Source organism: Kitasatospora sp. NPDC059812 (genome assembly GCF_042732075.1).
Lineage (GTDB): Bacteria > Actinomycetota > Actinomycetes > Streptomycetales > Streptomycetaceae > Kitasatospora.
Genome location: NZ_JBHWIO010000035.1, coordinates 53530 through 71273, shown reverse-complemented (window position 1 = coordinate 71273; position 17744 = coordinate 53530). Strand labels below are relative to the sequence as shown.

Annotated in this window: 17 protein-coding genes; 11 read left to right on the top strand and 6 right to left on the bottom strand. The window is 75.5% G+C overall.

The window, feature by feature from the left end:
• Positions 1 to 107: 107 nt before the first annotated feature.
• Complete coding sequence (locus ACFV6D_RS19555) at positions 108 to 281, bottom strand: hypothetical protein (RefSeq protein ID WP_159398320.1); 174 nt, start codon at positions 279 to 281, stop codon at positions 108 to 110.
• 374 nt (positions 282 to 655) lie between these two features.
• Between ACFV6D_RS19555 and ACFV6D_RS19550 the strand changes: the two genes are divergently transcribed.
• Genes ACFV6D_RS19550 through ACFV6D_RS19540 form a run of 3 tightly spaced genes read left to right on the top strand, consistent with a single transcriptional unit; the run spans position 656 to position 5248 of the window.
• Positions 656 to 3766, top strand: a complete 3111-nt coding sequence (locus ACFV6D_RS19550) for an adenylate/guanylate cyclase domain-containing protein (protein WP_380560592.1) — start codon at positions 656 to 658, stop codon at positions 3764 to 3766.
• The gene (locus tag ACFV6D_RS19545; RefSeq protein ID WP_380560591.1) at positions 3763 to 4707 is read left to right on the top strand and encodes a S8 family serine peptidase; all 945 of its coding nucleotides are present in this window, start codon (positions 3763 to 3765) and stop codon (positions 4705 to 4707) included. Before ACFV6D_RS19550 ends, ACFV6D_RS19545 begins: the two co-directional genes overlap by 4 nt.
• The gene (locus ACFV6D_RS19540; RefSeq protein WP_063346190.1) at positions 4691 to 5248 is read left to right on the top strand and encodes a GAF domain-containing protein; all 558 of its coding nucleotides are present in this window, start codon (positions 4691 to 4693) and stop codon (positions 5246 to 5248) included. Before ACFV6D_RS19545 ends, ACFV6D_RS19540 begins: the two co-directional genes overlap by 17 nt.
• Here ACFV6D_RS19540 and ACFV6D_RS19535 read toward each other — a convergent pair.
• From ACFV6D_RS19535 to ACFV6D_RS19515, 5 genes are all read right to left on the bottom strand, one after another.
• Positions 5239 to 6132: a virginiamycin B lyase gene (locus tag ACFV6D_RS19535; RefSeq protein WP_380560590.1), complete on the bottom strand. Its 894-nt coding sequence runs from the start codon at positions 6130 to 6132 to the stop codon at positions 5239 to 5241. The two genes, ACFV6D_RS19540 and ACFV6D_RS19535, sit on opposite strands and share 10 nt — an antisense overlap.
• A gap of 77 nt (positions 6133 to 6209) precedes the next feature.
• Positions 6210 to 7352 (bottom strand): AI-2E family transporter, encoded by a 1143-nt coding sequence (locus ACFV6D_RS19530; RefSeq protein WP_380493851.1) that lies wholly within the window; start codon positions 7350 to 7352, stop codon positions 6210 to 6212.
• 292 nt (positions 7353 to 7644) lie between these two features.
• The gene (locus tag ACFV6D_RS19525; protein WP_380423954.1) at positions 7645 to 8406 is read right to left on the bottom strand and encodes a glycerophosphodiester phosphodiesterase; all 762 of its coding nucleotides are present in this window, start codon (positions 8404 to 8406) and stop codon (positions 7645 to 7647) included.
• A 69-nt stretch (positions 8407 to 8475) separates the two neighbouring features.
• Positions 8476 to 8892, bottom strand: coding sequence for a molybdopterin-binding protein (locus ACFV6D_RS19520; RefSeq protein WP_380493849.1), 417 nt, complete (start codon positions 8890 to 8892; stop codon positions 8476 to 8478).
• 140 nt (positions 8893 to 9032) lie between these two features.
• A complete protein-coding gene (locus tag ACFV6D_RS19515; RefSeq protein ID WP_063346192.1) occupies positions 9033 to 10226 on the bottom strand; it encodes an ROK family transcriptional regulator in 1194 nt (397 codons plus the stop codon).
• A gap of 222 nt (positions 10227 to 10448) precedes the next feature.
• On the opposite strand from ACFV6D_RS19515, the gene ACFV6D_RS19510 reads away from it, so the two are divergent.
• The 8 genes from ACFV6D_RS19510 to ACFV6D_RS19475 all read left to right on the top strand — a co-directional run bounded on the left by ACFV6D_RS19510 (position 10449) and on the right by ACFV6D_RS19475 (position 17635).
• Positions 10449 to 11696, top strand: a complete 1248-nt coding sequence (locus ACFV6D_RS19510; protein WP_063346193.1) for an MFS transporter — start codon at positions 10449 to 10451, stop codon at positions 11694 to 11696.
• A 91-nt stretch (positions 11697 to 11787) separates the two neighbouring features.
• Complete coding sequence (locus tag ACFV6D_RS19505; RefSeq protein WP_380560589.1) at positions 11788 to 12585, top strand: dienelactone hydrolase family protein; 798 nt, start codon at positions 11788 to 11790, stop codon at positions 12583 to 12585.
• Entirely contained in the window at positions 12585 to 13166 is a 582-nt protein-coding gene (locus ACFV6D_RS19500; RefSeq protein ID WP_380560588.1) for an RICIN domain-containing protein, read from the top strand. The genes ACFV6D_RS19505 and ACFV6D_RS19500 overlap by 1 nt, the downstream gene beginning before the upstream one ends.
• Before the next feature lie 49 nt (positions 13167 to 13215).
• Positions 13216 to 13944, top strand: a complete 729-nt coding sequence (locus ACFV6D_RS19495) for a TVP38/TMEM64 family protein (protein ID WP_079135361.1) — start codon at positions 13216 to 13218, stop codon at positions 13942 to 13944.
• A 114-nt stretch (positions 13945 to 14058) separates the two neighbouring features.
• Positions 14059 to 14574 (top strand): DinB family protein, encoded by a 516-nt coding sequence (locus ACFV6D_RS19490; RefSeq protein ID WP_063346196.1) that lies wholly within the window; start codon positions 14059 to 14061, stop codon positions 14572 to 14574.
• Between the two features lie 270 nt (positions 14575 to 14844).
• Positions 14845 to 15237 carry a cell division protein SepF gene (locus ACFV6D_RS19485; protein ID WP_063346197.1) on the top strand — a complete coding sequence of 131 codons (393 nt, stop codon included), beginning with the start codon at positions 14845 to 14847 and terminating at the stop codon, positions 15235 to 15237.
• Positions 15238 to 15443: 206 nt separating this feature from the next.
• Positions 15444 to 16049 carry a TetR/AcrR family transcriptional regulator gene (locus ACFV6D_RS19480; protein WP_380372057.1) on the top strand — a complete coding sequence of 202 codons (606 nt, stop codon included), beginning with the start codon at positions 15444 to 15446 and terminating at the stop codon, positions 16047 to 16049.
• Positions 16046 to 17635 (top strand): MFS transporter, encoded by a 1590-nt coding sequence (locus tag ACFV6D_RS19475; protein ID WP_380560587.1) that lies wholly within the window; start codon positions 16046 to 16048, stop codon positions 17633 to 17635. The genes ACFV6D_RS19480 and ACFV6D_RS19475 overlap by 4 nt, the downstream gene beginning before the upstream one ends.
• Positions 17636 to 17744 lie beyond the last annotated feature (109 nt).

Here is a 17744-nt window from a genome sequence, read left to right as displayed (position 1 = left end):
GGGGGCCCCCCCCCCGGCCGGGACCGCCCCGGAAGCCAATCACTGCCCGGCGGCCGGGGGCGGTGGTGCGCCCGCCCCCGCGCCGGACACCGCTGACCTGCCGCTGGTCAGGCGGAGGTCTCGGCGGAGCTGACGTAGCTGATCAGGCTGAAGCAGCTGCCGTCGGAGGCCTCCTGGAGGACCTTCATCGCCTGGAGGTCCAGGACGTTGGCGGCGTGCGCCTCGACCTCGGGGGTCTCCTCGCTGTCCTCGCCGACGATCGGGTCGATGTTCTCGGCCATGGCTGAACTCCTCTCGCTGGGTTGATCGGTGGGGGTTCGACGGGTGGTGGCCCGCCGTGGTGAAGACGGTAGGCAGGCGGGGCTGCGCACGGCCTGGGATCCGGTACGGCACCGGTATGGCCGCAGGTCGGGGCGCCGGCGGCGGCGCCTCCCGGCCCGCCGAGCCCGCCCGGTGGCCCTGCGCACCCGCTCCGGGCTGCGGCCATACCGCCGGCAAGGCGGCCGCGAACCGGGCCCGAAGCCGGGCCGGGGAGCCTGGCCCGGCACGCCCGCACGCCCGGCTCCGTGCACGCCCCGGCCCCGTGCACCACCCAACCCCACGCACTCCCCGATGCACTCCCCGCACCGCGAAGGACTAGCGAAGGACTGCCACCATGCCCTGCCCGCTCTGCGCCCAACTCGCCAGCACGAACGACCAGTTCTGCCCCGCCTGCGGCACCCCCCGGGCTGCCGCCCTCGACCTGGCCGCCGAGGAGCGCAAGCTGGTGACGGTGGTCTTCTGCGACCTGGTCGACTCCACCGCCCTGTCCGGCGCGCTCGACCCGGAGACGCTGCGCGAGGTGATCCTGCGCTACTTCGAACGGATGCACCGTCAGATCGAGGCGCACGGCGGCACCTTGGAGAAGTTCATCGGGGACGCGGTGATGGCGGTGTTCGGCGTCCCGGTGATCCGCGAGGACGATGCCCACCGGGCGCTGGCCGCCGCGCTCGCCATGCTGGAGGACCTGGAGGACCTCAACACCGAGCTGGACGCCACCCTCGGGGTCCGCCTGGACGTCCGGATCGGTGTCAACACCGGCCAGGTGGTGGCGGGTTCGGACGCCTCGGCGCGCCAGGCCCTGATCTCCGGCGAGACCGTGAACATCGCCGCCCGGCTGCAGACCCAGGCCGCCCCCGGCCAGGTGCTGATCGGCCCGCAGACCCTGCGCGCGGCGGGGCCCGCCGCCCAGGTGCACGAGGTCGGCCCGCTGCGGCTCAAGGGCAAGACCGAGCCGGTCACCGCGTACCGCCTGGTCGGGCTGGACGAGGACGACCCCGAGCTGCTGCGCCGCTTCGACGTCCCGCTGGTCGGGCGGGAGCGCGAACTCGCCCAACTGGACGCCGCGCTGGCCCGGGTGTCCGGCGGCCAGGGCGCCGAACTGCTGCTGGTCGTCGGCGAGGCCGGGATCGGCAAGACCCGGCTGGTGCGCGAGTGGCAGGAGCGGGCGGGCCGGCACACCGCGCGCTGCGGCACCGGCCGCTGCCGCAGCTACGGCGAGCAGGGCGTCCTGACCCCGCTCGCGGAGGCCGTCGGGGCCCTGCTCGGCGGCCCGGGGACGCCCGCGCCCGCCGAGGCGCTGGACCGGCTGGCGCAGGCCACCGCACCCGGGGTGAGCGCCGAACAGTCCCTGGACCGGCTGGCCGCGATCCTGCGCGGGCGGACCGTCGAGCGCCCGGCCGTGCTGGTCCTGGACGACTGCCAGTGGGCCGGCCCGGTGCTGCTGGACGCCGCCGAGCGGCTGGTCGCCGCCCTCGGCCAGGCCCCGGTGCTGCTGCTGTGCCTGGCCCGGCCGGAGCTGCCGGCCTCCCGCCCGGAGCTGCCGGCGCTGCCGGTCGGCGGCCTGTCCTGGGACGAATCGGCGCTGCTGGCCGCCCAGTTGACTGAGCTGAGCGCCCACCAGGACGCGGTGCCGACCCGGCTGCTGGAGCGGGCCGAGGGCAACCCGCTGCACCTGGAGGAGCTGCTGGCCGCCCTCACCGAGGCGGACGGCCCCGCCCTCGCCGACGAACTCCCGCCCACCGGCCGGGCGCTGCTCAGCGCGCGGATCGACGACCTGGAGCGCGACGAGCGCACCACCCTGGACCTGGCCGCCGTGCTCGGTCGCGCCTTCACCGCCGCCGAACTCGCCCAGCTCGCCCGCGGCGGCGCCGACCAGGACGCCTTCGCCGACCCGGAGGACGACGTCTTCACCGGTCCGTTCGACGGCCTCCCCGGCCTGCCCGCGGGCGACGACACCCCGCCGCGGCTGCACGCCGCGCTGGCCCGGCTGGCCGAGCGCCGCCTGGTCGAACCGGCCGGCACCAGCTTCCGGTTCAGCAGCGGCCTGGTCCAGGAGTCGGTCTACCAGTCGATGTCCAAGCGGGCCCGCGCCGAGCGCCACGAACGCGCCGCCGACCTGCCGGCCGTCCGCGCCGCCGGGGACGCCGCCGTCGGCGGCCACCTGGAGCGCGCCCACCGCTACCGGCTCGAACTCGGCCTGCTGGACGCCCGGACGGACGCCCTGCGCACCCGCGCGGCGGCCGCCCTCGGCGTGGCCGGCGCCCACGCCCTCGCCCACGCCGACCTGCCCGCCGCCACCGACCTGCTGGAGCGCGCCGTCCGGCTGCACTACCCGAACGAGCGCACCGCCGGCCCGACGCTGCGCCGCCTCGGCGAGGCCCGGCTGGCGCTCGGCCGGGCCGACGAGGCCCTGCCCGTCCTGGCGCAGGTCCGCGACTCGGCCGCCGACCCGCTGGACGCCGCGCACGCCCGGCTCGCGCTGGCCGCCCGCGGCCTGCCGCCCGGCCCGGAGCAGCCCGCCGCCACCGCCCGCGCCGTCCTCCCGCTCTTCATCGACCTGCGGGACGACCTCGGCCAGGCCCGGGCCGGGCTGCGCCTGGCCGAGGAACACCTGCTGGCGGGCCGGCACACCGAGGCGGAACGGCTGCTGGACGACGCCCTCGACCACGCCGCCCGCACCGACGCCGAGCTGGACCGGGCCGCCGTGCTGGCCGCGCTGGCCGCCTCCCTGCTGGCGGGCCCCGAGCCCGTCCCGAACGCCGTCTTCCGGCTGCGGGCCCTGCTGGCCGGGCACGGCGCCGGCCACCGGACGGTGCGGGTCGCGCTCAACGGCCCGCTGGCCGTCCTGCTCGCCCTGCGCGACCGGCCCGGCGAGGCCGAACTGCTGCTGGCCGAGGCCAACGGCCTGGCGGGCGAGCTGTCGCTGGCCGACGCGATGGTCTCGCTGCCGGCCCTGACCGCCCAGGCCGCGGCGGCCACCGGCCAGACCGGGCAGGCGCTGGACCTGCTCGCCGACGCCGCCGAGGTCGCCCGCCGGCTGGGCAACGCCGCCCCGCTGCCCCGGCTCGCCCTCACCACCGCCCGCGCCCTGCTGGACACCGACCGCCCCGGCCCGGCCGCCCGCCACCTGGACGGCGTCGACGCCACGGCCGCGCTGCCGCCGGTGCTGGCGATCGAGCTGGACGCGCTGCGCGGCCGGCTCGCCGCCTCCCGGGGTGAGGCCGACCCGGCGCTGGAGCTGACCGCGGCCGCCGCCCAGGCCGCCGAGGCCACCGAGTCGCTGCTGCTCCAGGCGCTCACCGCGCTGGACCGCGCCCACGCGCTGCTGCTGCTCGACCGGCGCGCCGAGGCCGCCGTGGCGGCCGCCACCGCCCGGGACCGGTTCGCCGCCAAGGGCCACCTGCCGGGCGTGCGCCGGGCCGAGCGGCTCGGGGGCGCCCGGTGAGCGGCCCGGCCGGCCTCACCTGGAGCCTGCGCGGCCGGGCCGCCGCGGACCTGCCGGTGCTCGCCGACACCACCGCGCACGGCAGCGCCGCCCACGGCAGCGCCGGCCCCGACACCACCGGCCCCGACGGCGGGGGCACCGGCAAGGGCGTGCGGGTGTGCGTCGTGGACTCCGGCATCGAGCCGGACCACCCGCTGGTCGGCCCGCTGAACGGCTCCTGGGTGGTGGTCAAGGACCCGACGACCCGGGAGCTGGTGGTCCGCCCCGACCGCACCGGCGACACCTGCGGCCACGGCACCGCCTGCGCGGGCATCATCCGCCGCACCGCCCCGGACTGCGAGCTGTACAGCGTCCGGGTGCTCGGCGAACGCTTCACCGGCACCGGCGACATGCTGATCACCGGCCTGCGCTGGGCCGTTGAGCAGGGCTTCGACGTCGTCAACCTCAGCCTCTCCACCACCCGGACCCGCTTCCTGGAGGAGCTGCACGCGATCGCCGACGACGCCTTCTTCGCCCGCACCGCGATCGTCGCCTCCGCCCACAACACCCCGGTGGAGAGCTACCCCTGGCGGTTCTCCTCGGTCATCTCGGTCGGCAGCCACCAGGAGGACGACCCGGCCCTGCACCTGTACAACCCGGCGCCGCCGGTCGAGTTCTTCGCCCCCGGCCAGAACGTCCGGGTCCCCTGGCTCGGCGGCTCCACCATCCGCACCACCGGCAACAGCTTCGCCACCCCGTACGTCGCCGGGCTGTGCGCCCGCATCCTGTCCGGCCATCCGAGGCTGACGACCTTCCAGCTGAAGAGCGCGCTCTACCTCACCGCAGCCAACGTCCAGGTCGGCACCGGGGCCGGTCCTCACCGTCCCCCAGGCGGGAGTTCGACGACCGAGCCCACCCCGTCCACCCCCATCACGGAGGCGCCCGATGACCCTCAGCACTGATCCCGCCGTCGACCCGCTGGCCCGCGAGCTGCTGCAGTCCGTGGTGGACGTGGCCCGAGCGATCTTCGGCGCCGAGGCCGGTTCGGTCTGCCTGCTCGACGAGGCGGCCGGGGAGCTGGTGTTCCAGGCCGTCTCGGGGCGCGGCGAGGAGTCCCTGGTGGGCCGCCGTTTCCCGGCGGGCAGCGGCATCGCGGGCTGGGTCGCCGCCTCGGGCGAGCCGATGGTGGTCGACGACCTGGGCGCGAGCCGCACCTTCGACCGGGCCTTCGCCGAGTCCACCGCGTACGTTCCGAACGCGCTGATGGCGGCGCCGCTGACGCACGGCAGCAGGGTGCTGGGCGTCCTGGAGGTGCTGGACCCGGCCCCGCAGGCCCGGTCCAGCCTGCCCGAGCTGGACCTGCTCGCCCTGTTCGCCCGCCAGGCCGCCGCCGCCCTGCGGGTCATCGCCGAGCGCTCCCCGGCCCCGGCGGCGGTGCCCGACCGCGCCGCCGCCCTCGACCTGCTGGCCGACCTGGAGGAGCTGCTGCGCCGTCAGCCCTGACGCGGCGCCAACCGCGCGATCGATCCGCGCTCCAGCGCCGCGTACACCGCGCCGTCCGGGCCGACGGCGATGCCGTGCGGCTCGGCGGCCGGGCCGGGCAGCCGGTAGCCGTCGAGCTGCCCGTCCGGGCCGAGCACCCCGATCCGGCCGGCGCCCCACTCGGTGAACCAGAGCCGGCCGTCCGGGCCGCAGGTGATCGCGTGCGGCCGGGCCGCCCGGTCGGCCAGCGGGTACTCGGTGACCTCGCCGTCCACCGTGATCCGGCCGACCAGCCCGCCGCCGATCCCGACGTACCAGAGCGCGCCGTCCGCCCCGGCGGTGATCCCGACGGGGGCGGTGCCCCCGGTGGGCAGCGGGTGGACGGCCACCTCGCCCCCGACGGTGATCCGGGCGACGGCGTCCGCCTGGTTGAGCGTGCACCAGAGCGCGCCGTCCGGGCCGGCCGTGATGAACGACGGGAAGGCCCCGGCCCGCGGCAGCAGGTACTCCGTCACCTCGCCCTCGACGGTGATCCGCCCGATCCGGTCGGCGTTCAGCTCGGTGAACCAGAGCGCCCCGTCGGGCCCCGCCGCGATCCCGTACGGCCCGGCGCCCGCCGTCGGGACGGCGAAGGAACGCGTCTTCCCGTCGGTGTCGATCCGTCCGATCCGGTGGTCGCGCATCCGGGTGAACCAGAGCGCGCCGTCCGGGCCGACGGTGAGCACCGCGGGCCCGCACTCCGGCGCCCCGAGGCCGTAGCGCTCGACCGTGCCGTCCGCCGCCAGCCGTCCGATCTCCCCGGCGTGCACCAGCGTGAACCACACGCCCCCGTCCGGCCCCACGGCGACCCCGTACGGTCCGGCCCCCTCCTCGGCGACCTCGATCAGCTCCGCGATCCGTGTCATGCGAACCCCCACCCTCACTATCGCGACTATTATCGCATTAGTGATGCTCGCACGCCCGCCCGCCCCCGGCAACCGGGTTACTCCCCGTTCCCCGCGCGGCGGGCGGCCCGCGGAGCGGGGACACCGCGCAGGACGGAGACGATGCCCACACCGGCGGCGCACACCGGGACGGCGAGCAGGGCCCCGAGGATGCCGGCGATCCCGGCGCCGGCCACCACGGCGACCATGATGGTGGCCGGGTGCAGCTCCACCGTCCGGCTCTGGATGAGGGGTTGGAGCACGTTGCCCTCGAACAGCTGGACCGCCATCACCACGCCGAGCGCCCACAGCGCCGTCCCGATCCCGCCGTCGGCGAGCGCGACCAGCACGGACGCCGCCCCGGACAGGAAGGCCCCGACGAACGGGATGTAGGCGCCCATGAACACCAGCGCGCCCAGCCCCGGCGCGCCGGGCACCCCGAGCGCCACCAGGCCGATGGTGATGAAGGTGGCGTCGATCAGCGCGATCAGCGAGGTGCCGCGCATGAAGCCGGCCATCGCGTCGAAGGCCCGCTCGGCACAGGCGATCACGGTCTCGGCGCTGCGCTCGGGCAGGTAGGAGCGGATCGTGTCGCCGGTGCGGTGGCCGTCCCGGAGGAAGAAGAACACCAGGGCGAGCGCCAGCACGCCGCCGGCGATCAGCTGGGTGGCCAGGCCCAGCCCGGACAGCACGCCGTTGGTGACGGTCGAGACCAGCGAGTTGGTCTCCCCCTTGGCGTTGTCCAGCGCGTGCCGGATCTTCTCCCCGGTCGGGCCGAGCCACGCGGCGAGCTGGTTGCCCGCCTGCTGGAGGGACTCGGCGATCTGCGGGGCGCTGTGCACCAGCGCGTTGACCAGCAGCGCGATCACCCCGCTGACGGCGGCGACCAGCAGCACGCAGGTGAGCCCGGCGGCCAGCCCCCGGTTCACGCCCCGCCGGACCATCCACGGCACCGCCGGATAGAGCAGCGAGGCCCCCAGCAGCGCCAGCACCACCGGCACGGTGGCGGCCCGCAGCTCGACCAGCGCGAAGACCAGCAGCGAGGCGAGGGCGAGCAGCAGGATCACCGCCGCGGCCCAGGCGGCCGCCTGCCGGACCACCGGCGGCAGCATCAGGTACGGCCTGCGGGGGTCCGGCGCGGCCCCGCCCACGAACCGGGGTTCCACCGCCGGGCCCTCCCCAGCCGGGTGCTCCTCGGGCACGGCCACCTCCGCCTGGCTCGTCGACGAGTCCGAATCACCCCGTCTCGGCGGACGATCCGTCAGCGTGCCCGCTTCCGGCCGGCTCCCCGGCGACAACGGCACGCCGTCGTCCAACCGATCAAGGGTGGAGCCGATTCAATCCGCCCCCCGTCCGTCGCGTACAGAGCAGCCGGTGGAGCTCACCTCATCGGACGAAGCGCCCTGGCGGACGCGTTCGAGCGCCGGACCTCAGTTCGCCCCGGAACGCCCCCGTCCACCCGGAGCGGCCGACCCCGACCAGCAGGCGGCAGGCTCACCGGCGGCCGTCCAGGACGGCGCGCAGCACGCCGATCCGGTTGCTGGTGATGGAGGCGACCCCGGTGTCGCGCAGCCGGCGCATGGTGCGGCGCAGGTCGGCGGTCCAGGTGGAGACGGCGAGCCCGGCGTCCGCGGCGGCGGCGGTGAACTCGGGGGTGACCAGGCCGAACGGCGGGTTGAGGTAGCGCGGGCGCAGGTCGTCGAGCAGGGCCCGGACGGGCAGCCGGGGCTCCTTCCAGGTGAGGGCGATCTCGGCGTCGGGCGCCAGCGCGCGGACGGCGAGCATGGCGGTGGCGGGGCCGCAGAAGGAGACCAGCCCTTCGGCGCCGAGGCCGGTGACGACCGACCAGGTGGCGGCGACGGGGCCGGGGTCGTCGAGGTCGATGAGCAGCCGGGGGCCTCCGGCGGCCGCGACGACCTTGACCGTCTCGGCGAGGGTCGGGACGGCGAGCGGCCCCCGGCGCAGTTCGTCGAGCTGCGCGGTGGTGACCCGGCCGATCGACCGCGGGTCGCCCCAGAGGCGTTCCAGGGTGCGGTCGTGCAGCAGGACGGGCACCCGGTCGCGGGTGAGCTGGACGTCCACCTCGACGGCGTCGGCGCCGGCGGCGAGCGCCGACTCGACGGAGGGCAGGGTGTTCTCGCGGTGGCGGTACGGGTCGCCGCGGTGGGCGACGGCGAGCACCCGGCGGCGGTCGGTGGCCGGTTCCCCGACCGCGCGGACGGCGCTCTGGGTGGTCGGCAGATGCGGGTGGGACATCCCGGGCGGGCCTCTCGTTCGGAACCGGTACGGACGGGGCTCGACGCGCCGTCGGCGCGCGGCACGCGGCTAACGACGCTCGATCATCACATTGGTGGACTTGATGACCGCGGTGGCGGGGGCGCCGGGCACGAGGTTCAGCTCCTCCGCCGATTCCCGGCTGATCAGCGACACCACCCGGAAGGGCCCCGCCTGGACCTCCACCTGGGCCGCGACGTCGCCGAGCACCACATGGGTGACGATCCCGGGGAAGCGGTTGCGGGCCGAGGACGGGCGGCCCTCGACCTCGGCGTTCTCCGGGCGGGCCAGCTCGCGGGCGAAGGCGGCGAGGTCGACGCCGGGGATGATCCGGTGGCCGTGCTCGTCCCGCTCGGCCGCGACCCGCCCCGCGTCCACCCAGCGCCGCATGGTGTCGGCACTGACCCCGAGCAGCGCCGCGGCTTCACCGATGCGGTACGGGTTGACCGGCGCCTCGGACTGGCCCATGTGCGACTCCTGACACTGACTCGGGAACTGCCCCGGGGCTGACCCGGGGAACGTGGGACGGGAACGGGGACGCCGCACGCGCGGCGGGCCGTCGCCGTCATCCTGCCGTACCGGCGGCCGGGGCCGCCAAGCAAGGCGGGTCAGGGCTCGCCGAAGAGGTCGCGGCGCACCGCGTCCCCGGCGGTGAGGACGGCCCCGGCCAGCACCGCGCCGCCGCCCGCCGTGCCGGGCCGGACCTCGGTGCGCAGCGGCGACAGCTCGGCCAGCCGCCGTTCGACCCGGCCGGCCAGTTCAGCGCCGCCGGCCCGGCCGAGCTCGCCGCCGAGCACCACGCAGCCCGGGTCGAGGACGACGCAGATGCTGGCGGCGCCGACCGCGATCCGCGCGGCCAGCTCGTCCAGGAACGGCCCGCCGGGCCCGTCCGGGCCGAGGGCGTCCAGCGCGGCGCGGACGGCCGCCTCGGCGGCGGGGGCGTCCCCGGCGGCGCCGGCGGGCAGTCCGTGGGCGCGGGCGAGCTCGCAGACGGCGGCGCTGCCGGCCAGGCTGTGGAAGCCGCCGTCGCAGCCGGTGGCGCTGGGCAGGCCGCCGGTGCCGGGGACGGGCAGGAAGCCGATCTCGCCGGTGCCGCCGGAGAAGCCCCGGCGCAGCCGGCCGTCCAGGACGACGGCGGCGCCGACGCCGTGGCCGAGCCAGAGCAGCACGAAGGTGTCGCGGTCGCGGGCGGCGCCGATCCGGTACTCGGCCCGGCCGGCCAGGTTGACCTCGTTCTCCAGGATCACCTCGGTGCCGGGCAGCCCGCGCAGTTCGGCGAGCAGTTCGGCGTGCCAGGCGGGGAGTTTTCCGGTGCTGTTGAGGCGCCCGGTGGCGGGGTCGACCAGTCCGGGGGCGCCGACGGCGACGGTGTGCAGCCGTTCGACGCCGACGCCGCGCGCGGTGTCCAGCAGGGTGCGCACCAGGTGCTGGGCGGTGTCGGGCGTCCCGTCGCCGTGCACCGGGACCTCGGCGCTGGCGAGGGTGCGGCCGGCGAGGTCCGCGACGACCAGGCTGACGCCGCCGGAGCGCACGTCGAAGGCGGCGAGGTGGGCGCGGGAGGCGACCAGCGCGTAGAGCCGGGCGTTGGGGCCACGCCGCTGCTCGCCCCGCTCGCCGACGACGGCGACCAGGCCGGTGCGCTGGAGGCGGTCGAGCAGGTCGGCGACGGTCGGCCGGGAGAGGCCGGTGAGGTCGCGCAGCTCCGTCGCGGTCAGGGGGCCCTGTTCGAGGAGCAGGTTGAGGGCCAGCCGGTCGTTGATCGCCCGGGCGGTGCTCGGCGTGGCCGTGCGCGCGGTGGTCATGGCGGCTCATCCTTCCAGAGTGTTTCTATCAGGGTCCCTTCCTGATAATTTTATCGGACCATCCGCCGGACGGCCGTCGCCGCCGCGCGGACCGAACGGCCTGCACGTAGACCACCCTCAGGCACGTCAGAACCACCGCCGGGCACGTCAGACCACCCACCAGCACGTCAACCACCCACACAGGGCACCGTCGCGCCTGCGCGACCCGGGAGGGAACGCCGGATGAGCACGACCGCACACTCACTGGAGCCACTGGCCTCCCCACGCCGGGCCAGGGCGGGCATCGCCCTGGTCTTCGGCGTGCACGGCGCCGTCAGCGGCAGCTTCGTCACCCGCATCCCGTGGATCCAGGACCGCCTCGACCTCTCCCCCGGCCAGCTCGGCCTGGCCCTGGTGATGCCCGCCATCGGCTCCTCCCTCGCGATGCCGCTGGCCGGCCGGTTCGTCCACCGCTACGGCGGGCGGGCGGCCGTCCGCGGACTGATCTCGCTCTGGTGCCTGGCCCTCGCCCTGCCCGCGCTCGCCCCCTCACTGCCGGTGCTGTGCGTGGCGCTGCTCGCGTACGGCGCCTCGGCCGGGATGGCGGACGTCGCGATGAACGCGCAGGGCGTGGAGATCGAACAGCGGCTCGGCCGCTCGATCATGTCCGGACTGCACGGGATGTGGAGCGCCGGCGGGCTGCTGGCCTCCGGCTTCGGCATCCTGGCCGCCCACCTCGACCTCGACGCCCGGCTCCAACTGGCCGTCACCGCGCTCGTGCTGCTCGCCCTCGCGCAGCCCGTCTGCCGCAACCTGCCCGACCTGCGGGCGCCGGAGGGGGCGGAGGAGCCGCCGCGGTTCGCACTGCCGCCGCGCAGCTCGCTGGTGATCGGACTGGTCGGCTTCTGCGCCGTCTTCGCCGAAGGCGCCTCGATGGACTGGAGCGGCGTCTACCTGCGGGACGTCACCGGCGCCTCGGCCACCGTCGCGGCCGCCTCCTACACCGCCTTCTCCCTCACCATGGCCGTCAGCCGCCTCTGCGGCGACGCGGTGGTCCGCCGGCTCGGCGCCGTGCGCACCACCCGTCTCGGCGGCGCCGTCGCCACCGTCGGCGGCCTGCTGGTGGTGGCCGCCGACAGCCCGGCGCTCGCCATCCCGGGCTTCGCCCTGATCGGCATCGGCATCGCGGTCACCGTCCCGCTGGCCTTCGCGGCGGCCGGGCGGATCGGCAGCAACCCCAGCCAGGCCATCGCGGGCGTCGCCACCGTCACCTACACCTCCGGCCTGGTCGCGCCCGCGATCATCGGCGCCCTCGCCCAGGCGACCTCGCTCACCGTCTCCTTCGGCCTGGTCACCGCGCTCGCCTTCGCGCTGCTGCTGAGCGCCGGGGCGCTGCGCCGGGCCGAACGGAATTCCCCCGGATCCGGCGCCGAGAATGTGACCGCAACGTCACCGGAAAGCACTTCGAAAAAAGATCTCTCTGCGATATGATCTAGGAAATTCCGGGGAATTCCTCGCTAATATCGCCGACCGCCGGGCGCATTCCGCGCCCGGCGGTTTCGCGATCCGTGAGGTGGACCCCGTGTGCTACGACCCCGACGCCGCCCCGCCCGCCGTCACCCCCGCGCTCTGGCCCCTGGCCGAGGCGGCGGCGCTCACCCTGACCTCGGCGGACGGCACCGAGTTCGCCGCCTTCCTGGCCCGCCCCGAGGTGGCCACCGGGGTCGGCGTCCTCGTCCTGCCGGACAACAAGGGCCTTTCCGGCTTCTACCGGCAGACCGCCGCCCGGCTCGCCGAACAGGGCCACCCCGCGCTCGTCGTCGACTATTACGGCCGCACCGCCGGAGCCGATCCGGAAAGCCGCCCGGAGGAATTCGGCGACCTGCCCGGCCTGCTCCGCCACCTGCTCGCCCTCACCCCCGAAGGCCTGGACGCCGACCTGGCCGCCGGCCTCGCCCGGCTGCGCGCGAGCGGGCCGGCCGAGGTGGTCGCGCTCGGCTTCTGCTTCGGCGGCCGGCAGGCCTTCCGCGCCGCCGCGCCCCGGTTCGGGCTTGCCGGCGCGGTCGGCTTCTACGGATACCCCGACGCGATCAACGGCTCCCCGGGGCCCACTCAGCTCGCGGCCGGCCTCAGCGCGCCGATCCTCGCCTTCTGGGGCGGCGCGGACGAGCACATCCCGCCCGCCGCCGTCGACGCCTTCGACGCGGCCCTGACCGCCGTCGGCAACCCGCACGAGTTCGTCACCTACCCGGGCGCGCCGCACAACTTCTTCGAGCTCTCCGCCGTCGAATATTCGGACGCGGCCCAGGACTCCTGGCGACGTCTGCTGGGATTCCTCGCCGACCGCTCCGCATCCGCGACCCCCCGGAGGACGCTCTGATGTCCCGGCAGTCCCGCTTGTCCCTCCTATCCGGCATTTCCCGGCTGTCCCGTCGTGCGCGGCTCGCCGCCGCCACGGCCGCCCTCGCCACCGCCGCGGTGGCGCTCACCGCCCCGCCAGCCCCCGCGGCCGCCACCGACTTCGGGCCCGCCGAGATCCGCACCGGCATGTACGCGGGCCCGGACGACCTGTGCCTGGAGGTCGCCGACTGGCGCACCGACGACGGCGCCCCGGTCCGGATCTGGACCTGTACCGGCGGCGCCAACCAGCAGTGGACCCAGAGCGCCCGCGGCTGGGTGAACCTGAACAGCGGCAAGTGCCTGGACATCCCGGCCTTCAGCACCACCTGGGGCACCCAGGCCGACCAGTGGACCTGCGACGGCGGCGCCAACCAGAGCTGGAGCGACCCCCCGGCCAGCCACCCCGGCACGCCCCGCCGGATCGTGAACGGCTACAGCGGCCTCGTCCTGGACGTCTCGGGCGGCGCCCTGACCGACGGCACCCCGGTGATCCAGTGGGAGTTCCACAGCGGCGACAACCAGTTCTGGCACTACAACCCGGAGAAGCCCCCGTACAGCTGACCGCGACCGCCCTCGACGCCCGCAACCGGGCACCGGTTAGGCTCGGCCGGTGCCCGCACCCGCGCCGCCTGCGCCCGCAACAACCCCGCCCGCCGTCGAGCAGCCGCCGTCCGGCCCCGCGCCGCGTTCGCCGTGGTGGCGGTTCGCGCTGCTGGTGGTGCTGCTCGGCGCCGCGGCCGGATCGCTGCTGCTGTGGAGCCCGACGGCGCTGCTGAACGGCGGCCTCGCCGACCGGATGCCCGGGTACTGGTTCGCGCCGCTGTTCGCCACCGTGTACGCGGTCGGCACGCTCGCCTTCGTCCCCCGGCCCGCGCTGAACGCCGCCGCCGGGCTGCTGCTGGGCATCCAGCAGGGCGTGCTGCTGTCGGTGCTCGGCACCACGCTGGGCGCGGCCATGGCCTTCGGACTCGGCCGGGGCCTCGGGCGCGAGGCGCTGCGGCCGTACCTGCGCGGGCGGGTGCTCGGCACGCTGGACCGGCGCTTCACCGAGCAGGGCTTCCGCAGCGTGCTGGTACTGCGGCTGCTGCCGGGCATGCCGTTCCAGGCGGCCAACTACGGCGCGGCCTTCTCCGGGGTGCGCTTCGCGCCCTTCCTGTTCGCCACCGCGATCGGTGTGGTGCCGACCACGGCGGTGTACGTGACGGCGGCGGCCAGCGCGGGCGAGCCGGGCTCGGCGGCCTTCCTGGTGTCGGCCGGGGTGATCGCGCTGCTCGTGCTGGGCAGCGTGGTCGGACTGTGGCGGGCCGTGGCCGCCCGCCGCCGCGCACCGGCCGCCTGAGCACCTGAGCGCCTGACCGCCACACCCCCCTGACCGGCCGAGATTCCGAGGCACTCGGGGGGCGCTCGACAATTCGCTCGCGCCCGCCGGTCGGTGGGCACCAGGATGTCCCGCATGACCGAACTCTCCCCGCGGGTGGACCCGCCGATGGCGGCCGACGAGACCGCCATGCTCACCGCCTGGCTCGACTACCACCGCAGCACCCTCGCGCTCAAGTGCGAGGGCCTGACCGACGACCAGCTGCGGCTGCGCTCCGCCCCGCCGTCCGCCCTCTCGCTGCTCGGCCTCGTCCGGCACATGGCCGAGGTGGAGCAGTACTGGTTCCAGGCCATCCTGCGCGGCGACGAGTACACCGAGAACCACTACTGGACCGCGGCCGACGAGGACGGCGACTTCAACAACGTCGACACCGCCGACGTCGCGGCCGACTTCGCCACCTGGCGCGCCGAGGTCGAGGCCGCCCGCCGCGCGAGCGCCGGCCTGTCGCTGGACACCGTCGGCAAGCGGCTGCGCCGCGGCGAGGAGGTGACGCTGCGCTGGATCCTGGTCCACATGGTCGAGGAGTACGCGCGGCACAACGGCCACGCCGATCTTCTGCGCGAACTGGTGGACGGCACCACCGGCGAGTGAAATCGTTTCCTCATTGTTGACAGATGGTCAATTGCGCGGTGACCCCGACCGATATGGTCTACGCGCGCAACCGTACGGCTCACCGCCGCGTCGCTGATGTTGCCCGGGTTCGCCCGGGTTTCCGTCGCGGCACGACTCGTACGGGGGCCGCGAGCGGGCACGGGACCGGTGAACAGTGCGATACTCGGACAGTTCCGACGAGTGGATGACGTGTCAAAAAGGGCACGCGGCCCCGGGGGACCAGGACGGGACGAGGCAGGGAGGCGCGGCATGGGAGCACTTCGCGACGAGCACCACAACGGGTGGCTGATGCCCTCCGGGAACTACCCGGCCGCGGTGTACGAGGACGAGTGGGTCGATCAGGAGACGATGCCGGCCGTCCCCGCGCCCGCGAAGATCGTCTCCCTGCGGCCGACCGGTTTCGAGGCGGCCCGCACGGTGGGCGAGCATATCCGGGCGAGCATCCCGGTGGTCATGGACCTCACCGAGATGAACGAAGCCGAGGCCAAGCGGATGGTGGACTTCGCCTCCGGGCTGATCTTCGGCACCCAGGGCGGCATCGAGCGGATCGCCCGCCGGGTGTTCCTGCTCACCCCGGCCGACGTCGAGGTCATGGTGATCGACCGCCCGCTCGACGAGACCGGGTTCTACAACCAGAGCTGATCCGGGCGGCGCACGGCCCGACCGGGCCGAACCGACCGAACTGAACCAGCCGAGCTGAACCGGCCGCACGACAGCGGCACCCCGACCGGGGACGGCACCCGCCGTCCCCGGTTTTTTGCCGCCCCGACCGTGGCGGTCAACGCCTCATCCGAGACGACAGCCATAATTTTGAGACATCCATGTCTCATGTGGCCTACACTCGATTCATGGCCACCGATCGCGACACCGTCCTGGAAGCCGCTGTCGGCGTGCTCTCCCGCCGCCCGACCGCCCACCTGGACGAGATCGCGCGCGCCGCCGGGATCAGCCGCGCCACCCTGCACCGGCTCTTCCCCGGGCGCGAGGCCCTGATCCGCGAGGTCGGCCTGCTCGGCCTGCGCCGGTTCGCCGCCGCCCTGGACACCGCCGCCGTCGAGGACGGCGACGCCGAGGCCGCGCTGCGCCGCCTGGTCGACGCCGCCGTCCCGGACGCCACGCTCTGCGCCTTCCTGGCCGGCGAGAACCAGCTCTACGACGACGACAGCATCAACGACCTCTGGGAGCTCCAGATCGTTCGACTGCACGCGCTCTTCCTGCGCGGCCAACAGCAGGGCACGTTCCGCATCGAGCTGAGCGCCGCCTGGCTGAGCGAGGCCTTCTTCGACCTGGTGGCCGGCGTCGGCTGGGCCATCCAGGACGGCCGCCTCGCCCCGCGCGACGCCGCCTTCTCGCTCGCCGAGCTGTTCCTCGGCGGCGCGCTGCGCCGGCCCGACGCCGCCACTCCCCCGCCCACAGCACCTTCGGCCCGCACACCGGAAACCGATACCCCATGAGCAGTACCGTCCTTGCCAGCCCCCGCCAGCGCTGGACCGGCCTCGCCGTCCTCGTCCTGGCCGTCACCGTGGTCGCCCTCGACGCGACCGTCCTCTCCCTCGCCATCCCCTCCATCAGCGAGACGCTGGAGCCCAGCGGCACCCAGCTGCTCTGGATCGGCGACTCCTACTCCTTCGTCCTGGCCGGCCTGCTGGTCAGCATGGGCTCGCTCAGCGACCGGATCGGCCGCAAGAAGCTGCTGCTGATCGGCTCGGCCGCCTTCGGCGCAGCCTCGCTGCTCGCCGCCTACGCGCCCAGCGCCGGCTGGCTGATCCTGGCCCGCGCGCTGCTCGGCGTCGCCGGCGCGACGATCATGCCCTCGACCCTGTCGCTGATCCGCGGCCTCTTCCCGGACGACCGGGAGCGGGCCACCGCGATCGGCATCTGGGGCGCGGCCGCCACCGCCGGCGCCGCGCTCGGGCCGGTGGTCGGCGGGGTGCTGCTGGAGCACTTCTGGTGGGGTTCGGTGTTCCTCATGAACATCCCGATCCTGCTCCTGCTGCTGGTGCTCGGCGCCTGGCTGCTGCCGGAGTCCAAGGACCCGAAGCCGGGCCGCTGGGACGTGCTGAGCGTCGCCCTGTCGATGGCCGGGGTGATCAGCACGGTCTACGCGATCAAGGAGGCCGCCGCGCACGGCGTGGCGCGCTGGGACGTCCCGGTCGCCTTCGTGCTGGGCGTCACCGCGCTGACCGTCTTCGTCCGCCGCCAGCTGCGGCTGGAGACCCCGCTGCTGGACGTGCGACTGTTCCGCGACCGGCGGTTCACCGCCGCCGTGCTGGCCTCGCTGATCGCCCTGATCGGCCTGTCCGGGGTGGTCTTCGTGACCTCGCAGTACCTCCAGCTGGTCCGCGGCTACGAGCCGCTGCGGGCCGGCCTGGCCGAGCTGCCGGCCTTCGTCGGCGCCGTCGTCGGCGGCCTGCTGACGGCCCGGCTGGTGCGCCGCACCGGCGCCCGGGCGGCGCTGACCGGCTGCCTGCTGGCCATGGGCCTCGGCGTGGGCGTGCTCGGCTGGCTCCAGCAGGACACCACCTACCTGCTGCTGGCCGCCTCCTTCCTGCTGGTCGGAACGGCCGAGGGCGTGGTCTACACGCTCGGCGCCGACCTGGTGCTGAGCGCCTCGCCCGCCGACAAGGCCGGCGCCGCCTCGGCGGTCTCGGAGACCGCGTACGAGCTGGGCACCGCGCTCGGCATCGCGCTGGTCGGCTCGGTGGTCGGTTCGATCTACGCCGGCGGGCTCGTCGTCCCGGCCGGGACGGACCCGGCGGCCGCGGCGCGGGCCGGCGAGTCGCTGGGCGCGGCGGTCGAGACGGCGCACGCACTGCCGCAGGGCGTCGCGGAGCCGCTGCTGGCGAGCGCCCGGGAGTCCTTCACGCACGGCATGAACAGCGCCGGCCTGCTGGCCGCCGTCCTGCTGATCGGCGCGGCCGCGATGGCCTGGCGGCTGCTGCGGGGCCTGGACAGCACGACCAGCGCGGCCACCCCGGCCACTGCGGTCGAGGTACCCGCTCCGGAGCAGCCGGAGCAGCCGGAGAAGGTCGACGCGTAAGCACGCCCGACACCCCTGCCACCGGCGGGGGGGGGGGCCCCCCCCCCGGGCGCGCGCGGGGGGGGGCGGGGGGGGGGGGGGGGCCGGGCGCGCCCCCGCGCCCCCGCCC